This window comes from Pantoea sp. GABEPS69 (assembly GCF_045780835.1).
In the GTDB taxonomy this organism is placed as follows: domain Bacteria; phylum Pseudomonadota; class Gammaproteobacteria; order Enterobacterales; family Enterobacteriaceae; genus Pantoea; species Pantoea septica.
Genome location: NZ_CP118621.1, coordinates 72,504 through 93,075 on the forward strand (window position 1 = coordinate 72,504; position 20,572 = coordinate 93,075).

General features: G+C 55.5%; 17 protein-coding genes, 2 pseudogenes and 1 other annotated feature. Of the genes and pseudogenes, 15 read left to right on the plus strand and 4 right to left on the minus strand.

Annotated elements, in window-relative coordinates; translation table 11 throughout:
* Positions 1-4: 4 nt before the first annotated feature.
* The 10 genes from traI (at position 5) to PVE98_RS23550 (ending at position 12,152) form a co-directional block, all read left to right on the plus strand.
* On the plus strand, positions 5-5,131 hold the full coding sequence (gene traI, locus PVE98_RS23505; protein WP_069729350.1) for a conjugative transfer relaxase/helicase TraI: 5,127 nt from the start codon (positions 5-7) through the stop codon (positions 5,129-5,131).
* 5 nt (positions 5,132-5,136) lie between these two features.
* On the plus strand, positions 5,137-5,646 hold the full coding sequence (locus tag PVE98_RS23510) for a hypothetical protein (protein ID WP_407568611.1): 510 nt from the start codon (positions 5,137-5,139) through the stop codon (positions 5,644-5,646).
* 75 nt (positions 5,647-5,721) lie between these two features.
* Positions 5,722-6,078 carry a DUF6404 family protein gene (locus PVE98_RS23515; RefSeq protein ID WP_084227886.1) on the plus strand — a complete coding sequence of 119 codons (357 nt, stop codon included), beginning with the start codon at positions 5,722-5,724 and terminating at the stop codon, positions 6,076-6,078.
* Positions 6,079-6,557: 479 nt separating this feature from the next.
* On the plus strand, positions 6,558-6,743 hold the full coding sequence (locus tag PVE98_RS23520; RefSeq protein ID WP_084227884.1) for a general stress protein: 186 nt from the start codon (positions 6,558-6,560) through the stop codon (positions 6,741-6,743).
* A 258-nt stretch (positions 6,744-7,001) separates the two neighbouring features.
* Positions 7,002-7,403, plus strand: coding sequence for a VOC family protein (locus PVE98_RS23525; RefSeq protein WP_069729348.1), 402 nt, complete (start codon positions 7,002-7,004; stop codon positions 7,401-7,403).
* A 643-nt stretch (positions 7,404-8,046) separates the two neighbouring features.
* Complete coding sequence (locus PVE98_RS23530; RefSeq protein ID WP_407568612.1) at positions 8,047-8,727, plus strand: hypothetical protein; 681 nt, start codon at positions 8,047-8,049, stop codon at positions 8,725-8,727.
* 17 nt (positions 8,728-8,744) lie between these two features.
* Entirely contained in the window at positions 8,745-9,713 is a 969-nt protein-coding gene (locus PVE98_RS23535; protein ID WP_013087110.1) for an IS5-like element IS903B family transposase, read from the plus strand.
* Positions 9,714-9,968: 255 nt separating this feature from the next.
* Positions 9,969-10,223, plus strand: a complete 255-nt coding sequence (locus tag PVE98_RS23540; RefSeq protein WP_069730118.1) for a RepB family protein — start codon at positions 9,969-9,971, stop codon at positions 10,221-10,223.
* A 284-nt stretch (positions 10,224-10,507) separates the two neighbouring features.
* Positions 10,508-11,440, plus strand: a complete 933-nt coding sequence (gene repA / locus PVE98_RS23545; protein ID WP_256377443.1) for a plasmid replication initiator RepA — start codon at positions 10,508-10,510, stop codon at positions 11,438-11,440.
* A gap of 529 nt (positions 11,441-11,969) precedes the next feature.
* Entirely contained in the window at positions 11,970-12,152 is a 183-nt protein-coding gene (locus PVE98_RS23550) for a hypothetical protein (protein ID WP_069730120.1), read from the plus strand.
* Between the two features lie 253 nt (positions 12,153-12,405).
* Here PVE98_RS23550 and PVE98_RS23555 read toward each other — a convergent pair.
* Positions 12,406-13,616 (minus strand): IS3 family transposase gene (locus tag PVE98_RS23555; RefSeq protein WP_407568613.1). Its coding sequence is split into 2 segments (ribosomal slippage): positions 12,406-13,331 and positions 13,331-13,616, totalling 1,212 coding nucleotides; the frame shifts between segments, so codons are not numbered across the junction.
* Positions 13,222-13,338: a sequence feature (AL1L pseudoknot), on the minus strand. Its footprint overlaps the gene before it by 117 nt.
* 49 nt (positions 13,617-13,665) lie before the next feature.
* Between PVE98_RS23555 and PVE98_RS23560 the strand changes: the two are divergent.
* Positions 13,666-14,490 (plus strand): annotated as a pseudogene (locus tag PVE98_RS23560) (IS3 family transposase); the annotation flags it as partial.
* A gap of 268 nt (positions 14,491-14,758) precedes the next feature.
* Here the strand turns inward: PVE98_RS23560 and PVE98_RS23565 are convergent.
* Positions 14,759-15,064, minus strand: a complete 306-nt coding sequence (locus PVE98_RS23565) for a putative quinol monooxygenase (protein ID WP_023328886.1) — start codon at positions 15,062-15,064, stop codon at positions 14,759-14,761.
* Between the two features lie 125 nt (positions 15,065-15,189).
* On the opposite strand from PVE98_RS23565, the gene PVE98_RS23570 reads away from it, so the two are divergent.
* The gene (locus tag PVE98_RS23570) at positions 15,190-16,176 is read left to right on the plus strand and encodes a GlxA family transcriptional regulator (protein ID WP_048242218.1); all 987 of its coding nucleotides are present in this window, start codon (positions 15,190-15,192) and stop codon (positions 16,174-16,176) included.
* 78 nt (positions 16,177-16,254) lie between these two features.
* Here the strand turns inward: PVE98_RS23570 and PVE98_RS23575 are convergent.
* Positions 16,255-16,422 (minus strand): annotated as a pseudogene (locus PVE98_RS23575) (family 1 glycosylhydrolase); the annotation flags it as partial.
* Between the two features lie 297 nt (positions 16,423-16,719).
* Between PVE98_RS23575 and PVE98_RS23580 the strand changes: the two are divergent.
* On the plus strand, positions 16,720-17,715 hold the full coding sequence (locus PVE98_RS23580; RefSeq protein WP_069729914.1) for a zinc-dependent alcohol dehydrogenase family protein: 996 nt from the start codon (positions 16,720-16,722) through the stop codon (positions 17,713-17,715).
* A complete protein-coding gene (locus PVE98_RS23585; protein WP_032669228.1) occupies positions 17,705-18,724 on the plus strand; it encodes a zinc-dependent alcohol dehydrogenase family protein in 1,020 nt (339 codons plus the stop codon). The genes PVE98_RS23580 and PVE98_RS23585 overlap by 11 nt, the downstream gene beginning before the upstream one ends.
* Positions 18,725-18,746: 22 nt before the next feature.
* On the opposite strand, the gene PVE98_RS23590 is transcribed toward PVE98_RS23585, so the two are convergent.
* The gene (locus PVE98_RS23590) at positions 18,747-19,646 is read right to left on the minus strand and encodes a LysR family transcriptional regulator (RefSeq protein ID WP_069729915.1); all 900 of its coding nucleotides are present in this window, start codon (positions 19,644-19,646) and stop codon (positions 18,747-18,749) included.
* A 136-nt stretch (positions 19,647-19,782) separates the two neighbouring features.
* On the opposite strand from PVE98_RS23590, the gene PVE98_RS23595 reads away from it, so the two are divergent.
* Positions 19,783-20,523: an SDR family oxidoreductase gene (locus tag PVE98_RS23595; protein ID WP_069729916.1), complete on the plus strand. Its 741-nt coding sequence runs from the start codon at positions 19,783-19,785 to the stop codon at positions 20,521-20,523.
* Positions 20,524-20,572: the final 49 nt, after the last annotated feature.

Consider the following 20,572-nt stretch of genomic DNA (forward strand, 5'->3'; position numbering starts at 1 on the left):
CATCATGCTGTCAGTCTCTTCTGTCAAAAGCGCCGGTAAAGCCGGCGCTTACTACACCAATGAAGATAACTATTACTTTCTCGGCGAGCAGTCCACGGAGTGGTACGGCACCGGCGCGGAAAATCTGGGCCTTGAGGGACCGGTTAACCGCGATACCTTCATGGCGGTGCTGGAAGGCCAGCTGCCGGACGGCACCGACATGCGCCGCATGGAGGGCGGGGTCAACAAACACCGTCCGGGCTATGACCTGACTTTCTCCGCGCCCAAGAGTGCCTCGGTGCTCGCCCTCGTGACCGGCGACACCTTTCTGGTGGACGCGCACAAGGAGGCGGTGCGCCGCACGCTGGACGAGGTTGAGAAACTCGCCACCACGCGCACCATGACCGACGGCATTACCGAGATGGAGAAAACCGGCAACCTGGTGATTGCGACCTTCATGCACGATACCAGTCGCAACCTTGAACCTCAGATGCATACGCACGCCGTGGTCGCTAACGCCACGCTCTCCCAAAACGGCTGGAAAACGCTTTCTACCGACATTAACGGGAAGCAGGGCTTTACCGACGTGGTCTGGAACGAGCAGGTCAGCATTGGCGCGCTCTATCGTGGCCACTATCGATCCATTATTGAGCCCGCGGGCTACCAGACCGAGGACACCGGGCCGCGCGGGGAATGGGACATCACCGGCGTGCCGGTTAAGCCTTTTTCCTCGCGTCGCCAGGACATTCTTGATCTGGTCGGTGAAGACGCGACGGCGAAGCAGAAAAGCATGGCTGCGCTGGACTCCCGGCAGGCCAAGCACTTTGAAGACCCCGAAACCCTGCGCGAGCACTGGCAGACGGTCCTGAAGGATACCGGCTTTGACGTGCAGACGTTCAGGGAAGAGCTGGCAGAGCGCCAGCAGCAGCGTGAAGCCGAAAGCGCCGGGCAGGAAAAAAAGACCGCCACGCCGCCGGCGCTGGAGGGCGCGGTGCGGGAGGCCATTGAGCGACTGTCGTCTAAAAGCGTGCGTGTCACCTATGACGACGTGATGACCAGCGTGCTTAATCACGTCCCGGTCGCCCCGGGCGTCTATGGGCAGGCCCGGAGCGCCATTGACAACGCCATCGGCCACGGCCAGCTGATCGCCGTGGACAAGAACCAGACGCTGTTCACCACCGCCGCCCACGTCCGCGACGAGGCGCGCCTGTCACAGCTGGCCGCCGGGCTGGCGGAAAAGCGCGGTGGGCTTACGGCGCCTGCGGGCGAGCGTGGCGTGCTGGCACAGGTGGCCGATGCCGATCGCGCGGTGTCGCTGATTGACGTGCGCGGCGGCACGCAGTTCATCAGCGACCTGAACCGCAGCATCATGACGATGGCCAGCGAGAGCCAGCGTCCGCTGGTCGTGGTGGCGGCTGACGGCGCCGCGCGTAAACGTCAGCTGGCGACCTTCGGGGATAAGCCCGGCGTACAGCTTATGACGGCGGAGGAGATGAAAAGCGCTGATCTGCCGGCGCGCCCGCTGGTGCTGGTCGCGGAGGCCGAGCGATTCAACACATCCGGGCTGCACGACGTGCTGAAGACGGCGGCGCAGCACGACGGCGCCACACTCGTGACAGATACCCACGCCCGACGCACGGCGGGCTTTGCGTCGGAGGTGCTGAGCGCGGCGGGCGTGAAACAGTTCACAGCCTCGCCGAAGACCGAAAACGTGCGCGTGACGATGGTGCAGAAGGACACGGTGGAGGACCGGCTCAGCGTGGCGGCGCGCTACTACGCGCAGGAGAAGGCGCTTGGGCGGCAGGTGTCGCTGCAGGCGGGCAATGCGCGCACGCGTGACCAGCTCACGACCCGGACCCGGGAAATCCTCGCCGACGAGGGGCAGCTCGGCAGGGTGCTGGGCGAGGCCACGGTGCGGGTGCCGGTGTGGCTGGACGCCAGCAACCGCAACGACCGCAGCGTGTACCGCACGGGCATGGTGCTGGAGCACCACGAGGGGCAGGGCCAGAAAACGGTATTCACCATCGCCGGCGTCAGCGAGCGCCACAACCTGCTGACGCTGAAAGACGAAAAAGGCCAGACGCAGGGCGTGAGCATCACCAGCATCGACAGCCACTACCGGCTTTACCGGGAGAAAAAGCTGGAGCTGCGCGAGGGCGAGCAGCTGCGCGCCACGGCGGATCTCGGCAGCCGCGCCGGCAGCGGGGAGCGGCTGACAGTCACCGGCGTGAAGGAGGGGCGCTGGCTCTTTAAGGATACCATCACGATGGAGAACGCAAAGGGCGAGCGCGTCAGGCTCGACCGCAACGCGCCGCTCTACGCGGACTACGCCTACGCCGAGTCTTTTGGCGCCACGCGCCGCACGGAGGGGCGCGTGGTGGCGGTGCTGGCGGGCAAGGAGGTGAACGACGCGACGGTGAACATGCTGCGCCGCAGCGGCTCGGACGTGATTGCATTCACCCCCCTGGACGAGGCCACCATCGGCCGCCGCCTGGAGGAAAACCGCCCGGTGGTCAGCGTGACGCAGGGCATCAAATCGCTCGCCGGGGAAAGCGAACTGACGGACGCCCTGCGCGAGCTGGAGTCCCGGAAGATGTCGCAGCCGGAGCGCGCGATGCGGCTGGCCATCGAGAAAGCCACCGGCACCGACGTGACGTTCACGGGCGTCCGGGCGCTGGCCGGGGTGATTAACACCGACCGCAGCATCACGCCCGAGCGCGCGCAGGAGGAGCTGTCACGCCTGGTGCAGCGCGGGGAGATTTTTGAACTCAGCGCGGAGCAGGGCGCGGCCGGGAAGTACATCTCCCGCGAGAACTTTGAAAATGAGGTGTCCATCCTGCGACACGTTGCCGAAGGCAAAAACAGCGTGAAGCCGCTGCTGGCAGGCGGTCTGAGCGGTGAGAAGGCCGCCGGGCTTACGGACGGCCAGCGCGAGGCGGGCAACCTCATCCTGACCACCCGCGATCGCTTTACCGCCATTCAGGGCTATGCCGGCGTGGGGAAAACCACGCAGTTTCGCACCGTGGCAGCCGCGCTCGCCGCCGCAGACAACGCTCCGGACATTCGCGGCCTTGCGCCCACGCACCGCGCCGTCAGCGAGCTGTCCGGGGCGGGTATTCCTGCGCAGACTATCGCGAGTTTCCTCAGCGAAAGCAGCCAGTGGCAGGCTGCCGGACAGGCGCGCGACTTTCGCAATACCGTGTTCGTTATCGATGAGTCCTCCATGAACGGCAACGCCCAGCTGGCCTCCCTGATGAACGTCATCGCTGAAGGCGGCGGCCGCGCCGTGCTGAGCGGCGACCAGGACCAGCTGAAGTCGCTGGAGTCCGGCGCGCCGTTTGCACTGGCTCTGGAGCGCAGCGCCGCCGACGTCGCGGTGATGAAGGAAATCGTGCGTCAGATCCCCGCGCTCAGGCCCGCCGTGGAGGCGGTTATCGCTGGCAACGTGCGTGAGGCGGTGCGCATCACAGCGGACACCAGTCCGCAGAGTGTGCCGCGCCAGCCGGACGCATACGTTCCGGAGAGCAGCGCAATGGATGGCAGCAAGCTGGCGCAGGCGGCAGGGCCCGCAGGTGAGGAGGCCGAAAAACCCGACCTGACCGGAATGATTGCCGACGACTACGCCGGCCGGACGCCGGAGGCGCGCGATAACACGCTTATCGTGGCGGAGCTCAACGCCGACCGCGAGGCCATCAACAGCGCCGTGCACAACCGGCTGCAGGAGCAGGGCGCGCTGGGTGACAGCGTCACGGTTCCCCTGCTGGTACGGGTCAACAACAGCAACGCCGATCTGGGCCGACAGACGTTCTGGGAGGCGCAGGAGGGCAACGTGGTGCGCCGGGGCGAGCAGTATTTCCGGGTGGGTGAAACCGACACGGAGAGCGGCGTGGTGCGCATGGCCGGGCTTGATGGCGCGCCGGACCGCTGGATCAGACCTGCCGAGATGCGCAAGGAGGACGTGGCGGTGTTTAAGGAGGTAGAGCGGGAAATCAGCTCCGGCGAAAAAATCCGCCTGACGGCAACGGACCGCGACCGCAACGTGCGCGCCAGCGACATGGCCGTGGTGTCAGGCATTACGGAGGAGGGAAAAATTCTGCTCGATACCGGCGACCGGCAGCTGTCTTTTGATCCCACCGCGCGCTACGCCGACCGCCACATGGACTACGGCTACGCCGTCACCACCTACAGCTCGCAGGGCGCGTCCGTGAAGTACCTCATCGGCCTCTTTGGCGAAGAGGGAGCAAGGGGCCGGATGGCGGCGATGGACAGTACCTACGTCGAGCTTTCACGGTCAAAGGAGCACGTTCAGACCTACTTTGACAACCTGTCCGGCTGGGCGACGAAAGTGGAGAGTAAAAGCGGGCGGCGGCAGACGGTGCACGACGTGCTGATGCGGGCGGAGGACGTACGGGCGGGGCGGGAAATGCAGGCGTGGGACAAAAGCCTGCCGGTGTCCGGCACGCGCCTGGCGGACCGGGTCGATCAGGACCTGACGGCGGACGCGCGGTTTATGGCGGGGAAAACGCCGGAAATGCTGTGGCCGGTTATCAACGAGCACGGCCGTCAGCGCGGGAACTGGCACGTTCCGGTGTCACCCTCCAGCGGAGAGGTGGACTTTTCATCCGCCCACTATGAAGGGGCAGCGGACGGCAGCCGTATTGTGCTGCAGCGCGGAGAAAAGCACGGAAAGGTGCTGGAAGCCGCGGATGTCGCGGAGGCGCTGCAGCTGATGAAGGACAACCCGGAAAGCCCTGTCGTGCTCGCTGCTGACCACAGTGAACGCCCGGAAAGCAGCCGCGCTGCGACGTCTGCAACCGCAGCGGCATCCGGAGGGGAAGAGCTGGACCGTCGTGAGGCTGAGGCGCTGGAGAAAGCCGTTAAGGCCGCGCTGGGTCAGGAGGAGAAAGAGCCGGAGCCGGCAGTGCAGGATGATGGCAGGGAGACACCGGAGGACAAAGACCGCGAACGCGAAGCCGTACTGGCAGCGGCGCTGGAAGAGCTGCAGGAGGAGGCATTTGATTATCGCGACTATGACATGACGCCGGAGCGGGATGACCGCGCAATGATGAACGACGAAGTGAACGTGATGCGCCACGAGCGCAGCGAACCCGAACCTGAGTTTGGCCATAAACCCCATAAGACGATGGAGTAAACCTTATGATCGTATTACTTGCCGCCGCTACCGCGATTGTTGCCCTGGTAATGCTGTTCGCCTGGATGCCGGAGATTCGGGAGCCGGGCCTGTTGTTGCGCCGCTGGAGCAGGGGCGCAGACGGCCACTGCTCGGCTGCTATCGGTAAAGCCGTGGATAGTGTGATCGCAGGCTTTGCGAGTGAGCACGCGCTGCCTGACGTAGACGCGTCACGCCTGCGTGACATGAAGTCGCGCCCGGGCATGATGCCGGTAGCCCTGCTGCTGCATCCGCAGCTTGTCAGGCGGGAGAACGGGCGCTTTGTGCGCGGGCGTAACCTGACCGCCGTCATGACAGCCACGGGCGTCAGCGCGCTGGTGCTGCCGCCGCTCGCCGGCATGGCGCTGCATGACGTGAGCCTGAGCCTGCTGCTGCTGCTAAACGTGGCCGTATTTTTCACAGGCGTACAGTTGGTCCGCCAGACCTGGTCAGACATGAGCCTGCTGAATGTGCTGGTGACCGGAAAACCGGACTGAATACAGGGTTGCCGTTCTGGTGTGATTCTGTAAGGTCAGAGCGTCAGACTGACGGTTTAAAAGGAGGTTTACTGAGTGAAAGATGAAGAGTTTAAGCGAAAAACAGAAAAGGCCTTTGTGCTGATGTGTGAGAAGAAGCTGAAGAAAACCACGCGTATCCCTTTTACCTACCGCCTGCTGTGGTCGATGGGAATTAAGATTCCCCCCGCGATATTTGCCAGTTTTGGCAGCAACCTGTGTTTTCTTGGTGCCTATTTTGCCGTTTCTTACGGATGTATTATGTGGTTTGTCAGCTGGCAACCAAGGGGAATGAGCCCGTTAACAGGCCTGATAACCTCCCTGATTGCCGGTCTCTTTTATGGCGTCTGTATGGCCTTTGTCTTCCGTAAACGCCGTAAAGCGGCACGTCTCCCTGACTGGGAACAGCTGTAATGCTGTCTGGCTAACACGTAGCTAACGGCCTGCCGCCCTGCGGTTGGCCGGTCCCTCGCATCCAGTATTGAAAATCCCGCACGCTCACGACCCCTGAGAACTCCATGATAGTCACTGTTCAGCCGCTGCTACTGGGGCGGCTTTGAAAACGGAAAACATCCTGCGCCAAGGATGTTTTTGTACATATCATTACAAACATCGCTAGGCCGCTTTGTGCCAGAAACGGACATGCCCGTTTTACTACACGCGAATAAATTTTATATCTGTACGCTGCTAGTAGCGCTGTAACAGAAACGCTTTTCAGTGGATAAACTGATAATGGTAAAGCCCAATACCAGAGGCTTTATACATTGAAAAACTGCTCTCTAAGCGTATCTCGTGCGCCGTTTTAACGCCGTCACAGATGGTTGCTAAAACCTACCTGCTGAATATCCCTTTATACTTTGAGAGAACGATACTTAACCCAAACTGGAGGGAATATGTCAGGACATCGTGGTGGTGCCGGTAACTTTGCAGAAGATCCTGAACGGGCGGCAGAAGCTGGTCGGAAAGGCGGCCGCATGAGTGGAGGTAACTTCAGAAATAACCCTGAGCGAGCCAGTGAAGCAGGAAAAAAAGGAGGCCGGGCCAGCCGGAGGGGACGCTCAGACGGATCGGTTTCATGAAGTTTTATAGGAAAAGCCCGCTTCCGGCGGGCTTTTTCATGTCCTGCACAACAGGGATGTTATGTTCAACGGAATAAAAATACTTAGTCGTCATCAGTGAAAAGTCCGTTGTTCGCTCTAAGCGAACCAGAATTACTTGATGACGGCTGGTGCCGGAAGCGGGGGTCAGTACTCTGGACCAATCCAGACGGCGAATGGGGACGTTTGTGTTAAAAAGAAGTTTCTGGACAGTTATGCCTGAAACCTGATGGAGCAGAAATGAGAACGCAGAAGCGATGCCTGGGATATGTGGCCATAGTGGTTGATGACTATGATCGGGCAATTGAGAATTACACGGAAAAGCTGGGGTTTACCCTCGTTGAGGATACACCGCAACCGGGGAAACGCTGGGTCGTAGTTACACCTAACCCGGAAAGCGATTGCAATCTTCTTCTTGCACGCGCTTCGAATGAAAGGCAGGAAGATTTTATCGGCAATCAATGCGGCGGCAGGGTATTCCTTTTTCTCCAGACTGATGACTTCTGGCGCGACTATAACGCCATGAAATCAAAAGGTGTTGAATTCTCCCAAGCGCCTCGTGAAGAGGAGTACGGCACAGTGGTTGTATTTGAAGACCTATACGGCAACCGCTGGGATCTTTACCAGAACAAGCAAAGCTAAAACTCTCTGCCGGCTACGTCGTCCATATGTAGCCGGGTTCCAATGTCAGGTCCGCTTTTCGCTCATAGAAGACTGTGCCCTCTCGCCTCGCCCGCAACTGAGAACACCACTTAATTTGGTCTCAGGACATTGACCATTTTCCCTTTTTTCGGCCTCATTTGAGGCCAACCTGAGCAGTCAGCAGCAGGAACGTGCCTTACCGTTGCCATCAGACCCCAGCCGCAATGCTTTGCCTGAAACTTTTCACGGTTCGGCGGGGCTTACTGGTCCTGCCGGTTAGCGAAGTGGTGCTGACGACCCGGCAACGTCGGGGAGCCGGAGAGGGCTTATCAGGATAGTGATACTGATGTCTGCTTTGTGCCAAAAGCGGACATTGCTCTAACCGAACTCTGTTGATTTATGCGGTGCAGGGCAATTCTCTCGGGTATAACGTCCCTTGACGCTCTGTCACTGCGTTAGACTGCCTGGCCCCGCTTGATCATGCTTTTCTACACGCCCTTTAATTTACTGCGAAGCGAAGTAGTCGGTTATGGTTCTGAAGTGAACCGTTCTTTCCGACCTCCATCGCGCAATTCCTTCCAATACCGATTACAGATGCAATGATTAAGTAAGCTTCTCGTTACTGATAATGGAAGGGAATTTCATGTTTACGACGCCGTTCTGGCCCGCTGCTGACTCATACCATATCCACATGATGGATATCCCTCTGCCTGACTCACTTTCGCCCGCGGCGCTGGACCTTATCCACCAGGCTACGCGTCTTGCAGAGGCGGCCAGTCATATTCACCCGATTTCCACACGGACCGGGAGTACGCTGCTTCAGTCTGTTGAAGAAAAGCTAAGCATTATCTGTTTCAAGCTTGCGCAGGAATTTGACGATCCGGATAGCTGCAAAGCGTTGCAGTTACGTGCAGAAATCCTCTCTGACACCAGCACAGCAAAAGAACTTCTCCCGCAGATAGCAGGACTGGATGAACAGGAGCTGGTGCAGGGAATAGGTTATATGTCGACATGGGTAGGTAAGTCTCGCACGCAGCATTATTCCGCCTGGTTTGGGTTACCTGATCGCGGGCTGCAGGAAGTTTCGGATGTGGTGGATGAGCTCTTTCCGGATAACCTGTGCTGGCTGCAAAATCATATCGACCAGCGACTGGTTGCGCTTCCTGGATGCCGCTACAAAATTGTCGACCTGTTTGCTATTGCTGGCGAAGCTAACAGCTATCCCAAGCATTTCGCCTATTTCTTTCCTGAAGATGAAGGGGTGAAATACGCCTCACAGAAGCGCACCATTGTGTTTGCAAATACCTATGGCTTTGTTGAATAAATCGAACTTTTGCTGAGTTGAAGGATCAGATCACGTATCTTCCCGACAACGCAGACCGTTCCGTGGCAAAGCAAAAGTTCAAAATCACCAACTGGCCCACCTACAATAAAGCCCTCATCAACCGTGGCTCCATAACTTTCTGGCTGGATGATGAAGCTATTCAGGCCTGGTATGAGTCAGCAACACCTTCTTCACGAGGCAGACCTCAGCGCTATTCTGACCTTGCCATCACTACTGTGCTGGTCATTAAACGCGTATTCAGGCTGACCCTGCGGGCTGCGCAGGGCTTTATTGATTCCATTTTTTCTCTGATGAACGTTCCGCTACGCTGCCCGGATTACAGCTGTGTCAGCAGGCGGGCAAAGTCGGTTAATGTCAGTTTCAAAACGCCCACCCGGGGTGAAATCGCACACCTGGTAATTGATTCCACCGGGCTGAAGGTCTTCGGTGAAGGCGAGTGGAAAGTCAAAAAGCATGGCCAGGAACGCCGCCGTATCTGGCGTAAGCTGCATCTCGCCGTTGACAGTAAAACACATGAAATCATCTGCGCTGACCTGTCGCTGAACAACGTTACGGACTCAGAGGCCTTCCCCGGGTTAATCCGGCAAACCCACCGGAAAATCAGGTCAGCCGCCGCCGATGGCGCTTACGATACCCGGCTATGTCACGATGAACTGCGGCGTAAGAAAATCAGCGCGCTTATCCCTCCCCGAAAAGGTGCGGGTTACTGGCCCGGTGAATATGCAGACCGTAACCGTGCAGTGGCTAATCAGCGAATGACCGGGAGTAATGCGCGGTGGAAATGGACAACAGATTACAACCGTCGCTCGATAGCGGAAACGGCGATGTACCGGGTAAAACAGCTGTTCGGGGGTTCACTGACGCTGCGTGACTACGATGGTCAGGTTGCGGAGGCTATGGCCCTGGTACGAGCGCTGAACAAAATGACGAAAGCAGGTATACCTGAAAGCGTGCGTATTGCCTGAAAACACAACCCGCTACGGGGGAGACTTACCCGAAATCTGATTTATTCAACAAAGCCACAGCGAAGATGCGCTGACCATCAAGGGTATGCCTGAACTTGCCGAACACTACCTGCCGTACTGGCAACTGTGCTTTATTATTTGTAAAGCCGGTGCAGTCAGTTTTCCAGCAACTGAACTGGTATTATAAATAAGGGACATTACTGATTTGGCTTATGGTATTCTGCGGAAAGTCTTATTTTGCAGCAGGGTACGAGCATGAGCTCCCGAGATTCAGTAACATCAGCTCCCGAAAAGAAACGCACCCGTAACAGAGAGCAGCCAACTCCCCATAAGGATCGCGTTCGCGCCTATAAGGCGAGAAAACGTGAAACGCACAAAGAAATCAGCGTCTTTGTAAGGCCTGAAGTTAAAGAGGCCCTGGTGAAGATTTGTGAGCTAAAGGGAATAACGCAGGCAGACATGCTTGAAATCATGATTGAGGCTGAAGCGCGAAAAAGCAAGTTGCTGTAGTAGGGGTGACGTTATTGCCGAATGCGTTTCTGAATGATAGATTACGGACAGTTAAGAGTTTATGGCTGGTCACGCCGGAAGGTGGCAGGGATCTGAGGCGGTAGTACCAAATCAGAAAAGAAAAAGCCCCGATAAACTTTCTAGTTTGGCGACAGGACAAGATTACCGGGGCCCAAGAGAACCGCATAGAACGATTGCTCTATGCGGGGAGTATAGATTTATGCCCGGAAAAAGACAATCCGTTCTGTGCGTACTCCTCCCGTGCAATTTAAGCGCAGAGTGTGGTGGATAAGAACACTTCATTTGCTCAGGTTTTGCGGCCTGACAGGCGCCATCGGGGCGACCATTCAACAATCTGTAAGTGCTCTAATCCCGAGTGGTTTGCACCGGAAGTTTACCGACGCCTCCCTGGTCAGATGGGGCACGCCATGAGCCGCCTTGTCGTCAGAGACAAGCGCACCGGGAAAATGACGCTGCGCCAGCGTATGTCGCGCCACCCTTACTTTGTTCAGCTGCGCGATGCCGCAGGTCGTAAACGGGATTTCCGTCCGGAAAAGCAGGCGCTGTATGATGCTATATGGCCGCTGTGCATTCAACGCGCGGACCTTGCCACCTCTGTTGTAACCTTTAACGGCAGCAAGCTGGCCGATGAACTGAGCCCGAAAGACGAAAACGGCAACGTCATTTCGGAAACGCGCGTAGAGCCAAGCCGGTTGTCTCGTCTGTTTGAAGAATGGGAGCGTTACGGCCTGATTGAGCGGCCGGACCTTGAAATGGACCCGGTAACCGGCTACTGCATGCCGCGCCATATCGTGCTGACCGACCAGTTCTGGCAGCTGTGCGGCATCGACATGGACAAATTTCTGGCTGAGCGTAATGAACGCCTTGCCGCAGAGGCCGACGGGATCATCGAGCTAGGCACACACGCCTCAGTTCGCTCCGCGCGCCGGCGCTGGTATGAAAATATGCGCATGGCCACGCTGATCAGTCGTCGTGATAAAGCTTCAAGGCAGAAGCGCCGTAAGCGCCTGAGTAAGCTGTCAATCGATGACAGGCGTAATGCAATGGCCAAACTGCTCCGCGCGCGTCCGGTCCACGAGTGGAAAACACTTCCCCCTAAAGACTTTGACCGCCTGGTGTGGAAATGCCTGCGGCAGCTGGATCTGGGGCTCGACTATGAGGCTGTACTGCCCGAAATACCCGATATAGTCCACTGACTCGCCCTCTCATTTTAACCGCCTTGACTGGCGGTAAAGTCGTTTGTGCCGGGAGCTGAACGCCTTTTTCTACGCTAAAATATTCGCCATGAATTCATTGCTGTGGCTGCTAACAGCGTGCCGCTTTTTTTAACCACAGTTACCCGCAATCAGTATCGAATAATTAGCAGCAAATACAGTCAGCGCTACGCGCAAAACAGTCCTGACTTACGTCAGAAAGAATAATCAAAATAATAAATAAGGTTTTCATACAGGCATCTGGCGAGGATAAATTTGCAGCGGCCGCAGACGTCCGCGCAGCTCAGAACCTGAAGTAGCTCCCGCCGTCAGGCGACGGGCAACGCCTATTAGTTACATCATTCGTTAATGCTTCCATTTAACCCCCACCCGAACCGAACCTGAAACCCCGTGCCCCTCTCCGGCAAACCCCCGGAGCCGGATCTGAAGCCCGGTTGCCCCCCCTAACCAGCCCGGCCGCCCGGCCCGGAGGGCCGGTATCTTTGTGGCTTATAAATGAGTGCTGTAACTAATGGGTTGGGTATCGCTGTGGGTGGTGCTGCGGATTCTTTCTTTTGTCTCCGACCGTCTGGCTTCTGTGCGCCTGAAAGGCCGCTGCTTCAACGGCGTCTGGCAGGGCGTGGTGGGATTTGTGCGATATATGCGTCAGCAAGCGGCTGCGCCGCGCTACCGGCGCCGTTATGCTGCAGAATGATATGTAGCTCCAGCTGGCGCCTTCATGCCGCTATGCGGCATATAAATAGCCGGCTGCGCATTGCTCGCCAGCCTTAAATAACGGGGCTTTAACGTCCTGTCCCAGAAGCGGACACTGTCTGACATGTACAACTAAATTCTCAGCCAGAAACAAACCATTTTTATATCAGCATCCTTTATTGACTGCAGTGAAAAGCTGTCTTAACTCAGTCTGAACCGCTCCGGTTTTCCTGGAGAGTATTTTGCCTGAGTGATCAGGCTGCCACATCCCGGTAATTCAGCGAAGCGTAATAGGCTTTTTCTGCCTCCACTGGCGGGATATATCCGGTCCGTTCCATCAATCGGTGATTATTGTACCAGTCCACCCATTTCAGCGTAGCCAGCTCAACATCCTGTCGGGTTTTCCAGCTTTGCCTGTGGATCACCTCCGCTTTGTACAACCCGTTGATACTTTCTGCCATCGCATTGTCATATGAGTCGCCCGTGCTGCCTGTTGAAGCCAGCAGCTCCGCGTCCTGCAGCCGTTGCGTGTACGCCAGTGACACATATTGCGAACCTTTGTCGCTGTGATGGATGGTACCGCTCGGGCGTCTGGCCCACAGCGCCTGCTCCAGTGCATCCAGCACGAACGACGTTTCCATCGTGGATGAGACCCGCCAGCCCACGATAACACCGGCGAACACATCAATGGTGAAGGCCACATATGCGAACCCCTGCCAGGTGCTGACGTAGGTAAAATCGGCCACCCAAAGACTATCGGGCCGTTCAGCCACGAACTGCCGGTTCACCCGATCCTGCGGTGTTTCGGCTTTGTTGCTGCGGGTGGTTCTGACACTTTTGCCGCGTGTCACCCCACGTAGCTGCAGGGCTTTCATCAGGCGCTCAATGGTGCAGCGGGCAACGCCGACACCTTCACGTTTTAGCTGTCGCCAGACCTTACGCACACAGTAAACGCTGTAGTTTTCTTCGTATACGCGCTGTATCTCAGGTATCAGCACGGCATCGCGTTTATCCCGACTACTGCGTCGTTCAGGACACTTCCGGCGTTGCTGATGCCAGTAGTACGTTGACGGAGCAATATCCAGCTCATGACAGACTGGCCCGACCCCGTGTTCACCGCTCAGATTTTCCAGAAGCGGCATTATTTTTTCCAGTGGCGGTCGAGCTCCGCCTGGGCAAAATACGCTGAAGCCTGACGCAGAATATCATTGCTGCGGCGCAGCTCGCGGACTTCCCGCTCCAGTTCTTTCAGACGCTGGCGTTCGCTGGCAGTCAGCGCATTCTGCTCATCATCAACGGGCTCCTGCTGACGGATCCAGATACGCAATGTCTCGGGAGTGCAGCCGATCTTAGGGGCAATGGAGCAGATAGCGGCCCATTGTGAGTTGTAGGTATTCTGGTTTTCCAGAACCATACGAATAGCGCGTTGACGAACTTCAGGGGGAAATCGGTTATGTTTTGTCATCCTGGTTACCTCTCTCAAAGAGTGTAGTCTCCAGGATTACCGGGGCGGTTCAGTATGGGGTGTGATGACGATGTGTCGGGTACTGAATGTCGCCCGGGCCGGGTTCTATGCGTGGCTGCATAACCCTGTCTCGGCGCGTGATAAAGATAACCAGCGCCTGCTGATGCTTATCCGCGACTCATATTCCCTGAGCGGAGGCGTATACGGTTACCGGCGGGTTCATGGCGATCTGAACGAAATCGGGGAAACCTGTGGTAGAAACCGGGTGGGTCGGATCATGCAACTGAACCGGATTAAAGCTGTGCGCGGCTATAAAGCGCCACGTCGTATCGCTGGCAGGCCTTCAGTCGTTGCTCCTAATCGCGTGCAGCGGCAGTTCACCGTTGTCCGGGCCAACCAGGTCTGGGTCACCGATATTATTTATATCCGCACCTGGCAGGGCTGGCTGTATCTGGCGGTGGTTATCGATCTCTTCGCCCGTAATGTGGTCGGCTGGTCGATGAAACCCACTCTCTCACGCGAACTGGCGCTCGACGCGCTGATGATGGCGGTCTGGCGCCGAAAACCAGACAGCGAGGTTATCGTACATAGCGATCAGGGCAGCCAGTACGGCAGTGACGACTGGCAGCGCTTCTACCGGGCCAATAACCTGGCGCCGAGCATGAGCCGGCGTGGTAACTGCTGGGATAATGCGGTGGCCGAATCGTTCTTCAGTTCGCTGAAAAAAGAACGGATCAGAAAACGCATATATAAAACCAGGGATCTGGCCCGGGCGGATATCTTCGATTACATTGAAGTCTTCTATAACCGGTCCCGGCGCCACAGCCACCTCGGCGGCGTCAGTCCGGAGGCCTTCGAACAGGCCTCGTCGTGAGGACAGGATTTGTCTACAGGCGTGGGGTCAGTCCAAACTATAGGGCAGGATCGTCTACCGGGGCGGGGTCAGTCCATCAACGGCTCGGAAGTGTCTAGATTATCCGTGGCGATTCAGGGGTGACTTTTGGGTATACCCGGTCAGATTTGGCTGCTTAGGGTTACCGCTCTAGAATTTTCATCAAAAATGTCCGCGAAAAGCGGACATGTAAAATTTACAGCCTTCTATGTGCGCTATGAGATGTGAGCTGAACTCATAACGTACCGAATTAAATACCTTTTGCCGCAATCAAAACCGCAGGATGAATGTGTGGCTCTTCTGCCAGCAGAGCGGGTACGGTAGCGAATATTTGTTTAGCTGCTTCACCGGACATATGGAGTTCCCTTGAGTCTGTACTACTGAACAGATCTACAAGGAAAACCGTTTCAGGACTCGTTTCTGAGCGGATCACCAGCCAGTGAGTGGTGCCCTCTTCTGCATTAACATGAGGCAAAGCAGCGGCTATGCGCTCTGCTACTTCAGCGCCTTTTCCTTCTCTCGCTTTAAATGAAATCAGTCCTGCTGTTGTACTCATTGTTTCTTTCTCCTGTTGTAATAATCATGGCTTTCTTACGAGAATAATTGTATCAGGGTTAGGCAACATGGCACTGTGGCGAATCTGCCATTAAACCGGCATTTTCGGCCAATTACAGGACTGAGATGAAAAAGATAGTCATTATTGCTTCCCCGGGATGCCTTGCTTCAGGCTATACCGGGCTGGCTGATATGTTCTCTCTTGCCGGAAGAGCCATATCAGCTGCTCGCAAGGAGCCGTCACCCTTTAATATCATGACAGCAAGTCCGGACGGGCGGCCTGTGACCGACGGAAGCGGGCGGTTACTGACCGCCGATGCGGCACTGGCAGATATCAAATCATGCGATGCGGTTCTGATCCCCGGGTTTGTACCCGATGCATCAAACACACCGCCACAGCTCGGTAAGCTGGGCAGCATAGCGTCATGGATACGGCAACAGTACGTGCATGGCGCGCTGGCTTGTGGCTCGTGCAGCGGAGTGTTTATGCTGGGCGAGGCGGGGCTGCTCAACGGCAGAAAATGTACGACAACCTGGTGGCTGTACGATGAGCTCAAGCGCCGTTATCCCCGGGCAAACGCCATCTGGGGCAATGCTCTGACTGAGGATAACCGTATAGTTACGGCTGGCGGGCCGCTTTCATGGATTGATGTGGCCTTACACGTTGTGCGTCAGCTTGAGGGGACGGAGGCTGCGCGCATTGCAGCAGAATTTGCTGTAGTGGATACAACGCCTCCCGCAAGGGCTGTTTATATGCCCACCGCGCACCTCAGCCGGCCGGACAGTATTCTGCCCGGTGCAGAATTTTTTATAAGGCAGGAAGCATCAACGCTGCTTACCACAAGAGAGCTGTGCCGGCGCCTTGCCATTTCGGAGCGAACCTTTCACAGGCGTATAAAGGCGGAAACAGGCGAGTCACCGAAACAGTTTATCGACAGGATCAGGTGTGAAATGGCAAGGCTGGCTCTTGAAACATCCGCTAAAACCATAAAGCAGATCGCAGCTGATGCAGGTTACGCGGATGAGGGCAGCTTCAGGAGGGTCTTCAGCCGGATGACCGGTATGAATCCGGCATTATACCGCCGTTGGGTGAAAGACCGTACCCGGGAATAATGCACAGTAGGACCGGGAGGTATCCGCGCGGAATTGTGGGACGCCCTGACAGCACAGTGCTGCCAGGGCTGTGCTGTGTTAACTACTGAGGTCTTTTCCGTTCGTGGCGATGACTTTTTTATACCAGTGGAAGCTTTTCTTACGGGAGCGTTTTAGTGTTCCGTTCCCCATATCATCCTGGTCAACATGTATAAATCCGTACCGTTTGGACATCTGAGACGTGCTTGCGCTGATCATGTCTATAGGTGTAGCGACCTGCATTTGAAATAGGTACGACCTGCATTTACCGCTGATTATCAGCTCACATTAGCTGCAACCAGCGCAGCTCTCAAACCCACAATACCTGCAAATGAGCCTGCATTTATCCCTGTCGACCTGCATTCCATTTTCACAAACCCACATTAACTGAAAACACGTCAGGCATCCCAACGATATATCTGATTGGTGTTAATTTTGGAATTATATAATCCACACTATGCCATTAAATGGATGACTGGTTCCTGTTATCTTCTGTCCGTCCCCAATTACATAACAGGAATACACATGAACCAGACAATGACTGCTCTCGTACTCGAAAATTTCGGTGATGATAAATTTGCCCGTAAAGAACTCCCGGTGCCACAACCACAGGCTGGTCAGGTTCTGGTGCGTGTTCATGCCAGCGGTGTAAACCCGATTGATTATAAAATTCGTCTTGGAGAGGCTCCGTACGCCATGCCTCAGCTCCCTGCTGTGCAGGGTACTGATATGGCAGGGGAAGTGGTTGCTGTCGGTGAAGGCGTAACCCAGTTCCGTGTTGGAGATGAAGTCTACGGCCTGGCCGGTGGCGTTCGCGGCCTTCAGGGTTCACTGGCTGAGTTCATTGCTGCAGATGCAGACCTGCTTGCCATCAAACCACGTAACCTTTCCATGCGTGAAGCCGCAGCTCTGCCGTTAACGTTCCTCACGGCATGGTCTGGCCTTGTTGATAATGCCAATGTACAGGCTGGTCAACATGTGCTGGTACAGGGTGGCGCCGGTGGCGTAGGTAACATGGTTGTCCAGCTGGCAAATGCACTCGGTGCAAAAGTTGCTGCAACCGGATGTACGGCAAATCAGGAGCTGATTACAACGCTGGGCGCATTCCCGCTGGATTACACAAAGGTTTCCACGCAGGACATCATTGAGCAATGCACCGATGGTGAAGGCTTTGATATCGTTTACGATACGGTTGGTGGCCCTGTCCTCGACGCCTCACTTTCCATGACGCGCTATTACGGCCATATCACCAGCTGTGCTGCATTTGGTGACCATAACCTGGCTACGTCATCGCTGCGTTGTGCAACCCTGTCGGGTGTCTTTATTCTGCTGCCAATGCTCACAGGTGAACGTCGTGCTCATCACGGTGAAGTTCTGAAAACCGCCACCCGTCTGGTTGAAGAAGGCAAAATTCGTCCGGTCGTTGATGCTCGTCATTTCTCACTAGACCAGGCCATTGATGCCCACCACGCAGTTCAGGATGGTTCAGCTTCCATCAAGGTTGTGATTGATGTCATTTAACGGCCTGATGGCGAGAACCTGGCGCTTTAACTGCACCGGAGAAGCCGACGTCCTTGAACTCGAAAACCTGCCTGTTGCCTTACCGGCAGCAGGTGAGGTGCTGATTCAGATGAAAGCTATCGGTCTTAACCGGGCAGACACCATGTTCAGACGGGGTACTTATATCGAGAAGGCCGTATTTCCCTCTCGCCTTGGTTACGAAGGTGCTGGCGTGGTGCTGGCTACGGGCGAAGGTGTTAAGCAGTTCTCTCCTGGAGATAATGTTTCAGTGTTGCCTTCTGACAGCTTGGCGCGTTTTGGCACTTGCGCAGATAAGCTGCTGATCCCTGAAAGCTATCTGGTGCATAAACCTGACAGTCTGAGCTGGGAAGAAGCCTCATCAGTATGGATGCAATACCTTACCGCCTGGGGTGGGATCGTGCATGCCGGGGAATTGACAAAGGGTGCGTCCGTACTGGTCACTGCTGCATCAAGCAGTGTTGGCCTGGCTGCGGTTCAGATTGCAGAAGCTGCCGGAGCCAGAGTGATTGCCAGCACCCTGACGGTGGAGAAAAAGGAACGTCTGCTTGCCTTAGGTGTGAAAGATGTCATTGCCAGTGAAGATGAACCTGACCTCTATCAGGCGATTGTTTCGCGGTTGGGGGGTGAGCATCTTGATATCGTGTTTGATGCTGTTGGTGGACCTCAGATTGAACATATCGCACAGGCCATGTCCGCAAAAGGACGTATGGTCATGCATGGTGCGCTGAGTCCTGATGTAACGCCTTTTCCTCTGCGACTGGCATTACGCAAGAGTCTCACTATGCGGGGCTTCCTCTTTTTGGAAGTGTTGAATGATCCAGCCATTCGGGAAAAAGCAAAGCGTTTTATCCTGAGCTGCATGGGGGCCGGTTTTCTGAAGCCACAGATAGATAAATGCTTTAAATTTGAAGAGCTGCGGGAAGCACACCAGTATCTCGAATCAAATCAACAAATCGGAAAGATCATTGTCAGGGTTGATCCTGTCTGAATAAACCTGACCCCTTTTCGGGTCAGGTTTCCAGTTCACCCAGCACGTCTACAAGATAGTCAAACAGCGCTCTGATCCTCAATGGCGTTGGCCCACGCTGAGGGCGGTAAAGGTACAACCGCCAGACGGGTGATGTCTCCTCGGTGAGTATCTGAATAAGCTTGCCACTTTTAAGCCACGGCAGAACTAAAAATCCCGGCATATGCCCAAATCCAACACCGGCCAGAATAGTCTGGAACTCAGCCTCAAGATCATCGGCAATAAAGCGAGGTTTCGACGGGATGAAGCTGCGGCTTTCGGTAAATGTCCAGGGCCAATAGCGACCCGTCTTATGATCAAACAATGCCGTCAGAGGATAGGAATCCAGCTCAGCGATGCTGGCAGGCATTCCAACCTTATCAATCAGCTCAGGTGTACCGACAGGGTAAAAATGAATCTTTGCCAGTTCGCGCGCCACATACCGGTTGTCAGGCAAAAATCCAAAACGGATACCTATATCGATACGTTCATCGATAACATCGCTGTGCGAGTCGGTCAGCACACAGTCCACCACGATATCCGGGTACTGACGCGCAAATTCAGCCAGTGCAGGAACAACCAGTTTTCGGCCTAATACCGAAGACATAGTTAATCTCACCGTCCCCCCCATTTCATCAGTTTTATCCTTAACGCCTTTTACTAACAGCGAATCAAGAGAGTCAACCGCCTGGCGCGCCTGTTTTGCAAGACGTTCTCCATCTGCAGTTATCTTTATTTGTCGGGTACTCCGGTAAAATAAAATTTCTCCCCGCTGCTCTTCAAGTTCCTTTACTGCCCGGGTGACTGCCTGGGGTGATATCCCCAGTAGCATCGCCGCTTCCTTAAAATTTCGTGATTCGGCAGCCACGCAAAAAATACGCAGCATCTCCAGCTTGTTTTGCATCGTAGCCGCTCCTTGAAGTTTCATGGTTCCATATTTAGGAATTCTGAAAAGTATTAATTTCCATTTATTATGCCACTTTGCGCTGCGATACTTAACCCCGTTCAGAAAGTAATCATTCATTTCAGAGGCTAATACGATGAATAATATCGATAAAAAGGTTGTCGTCATTACAGGTGCGAGCAGTGGACTGGGTGAAACTACAGCCCTGAACCTGGCAAAAAAAGGCGCTATTCTGGTGTTGTCTGCTCGCCGCAAGGAGCGTCTCGACCAGCTGGCTGCCCGGATTATTGCTGATGGTGGCCAGGCTATTGCTGTTGAAGCTGATGTGACGCGTAAAGCAGATGTCCAGAATATTATCGACAAAGCCATTGAAGCTTTTGGCCGTGTTGACGTGATGGTGAATAACGCGGGTCTGATGTCGATAGCTCCACTCAGTCTTGCCAAAACCGACGAGTGGGATCGCATGATTGATATCAACATCAAAGGCGTTCTTTATGGTATTGCGGCAGCCCTTCCTGTTTTTGAAAAGCAGCAATCCGGTCATTTCATTAATCTGGCGTCGGTTGCAGGTATCAAGGTATTCAGCCCTGGCGGCACGGTATATAGCGGGACCAAATTCGCGGTGAAGGCTATCTCTGAGGGTCTGCGTCATGAAGTGGGTGCGCATATTCGCACGACCACTATCAGTCCCGGAGCCATCGACAGTGAGCTGAAGCTGGGGAGTTCTGACCAGGATAGTTCAAACTTCGTCATCGACTTCTATAAACAAGCTATTCCTGCCGATTCGGTAGCAAGAGCGATTGCCTATGCCATCGAGCAACCTGCCGATGTTGATATCAACGAAATTGTTTTGCGCCCAACCAGTCAGGAATTCTAATTCCCCAAATCTGTAGCCACTCAGTGGTCATTTCCTGAATATTTATGTC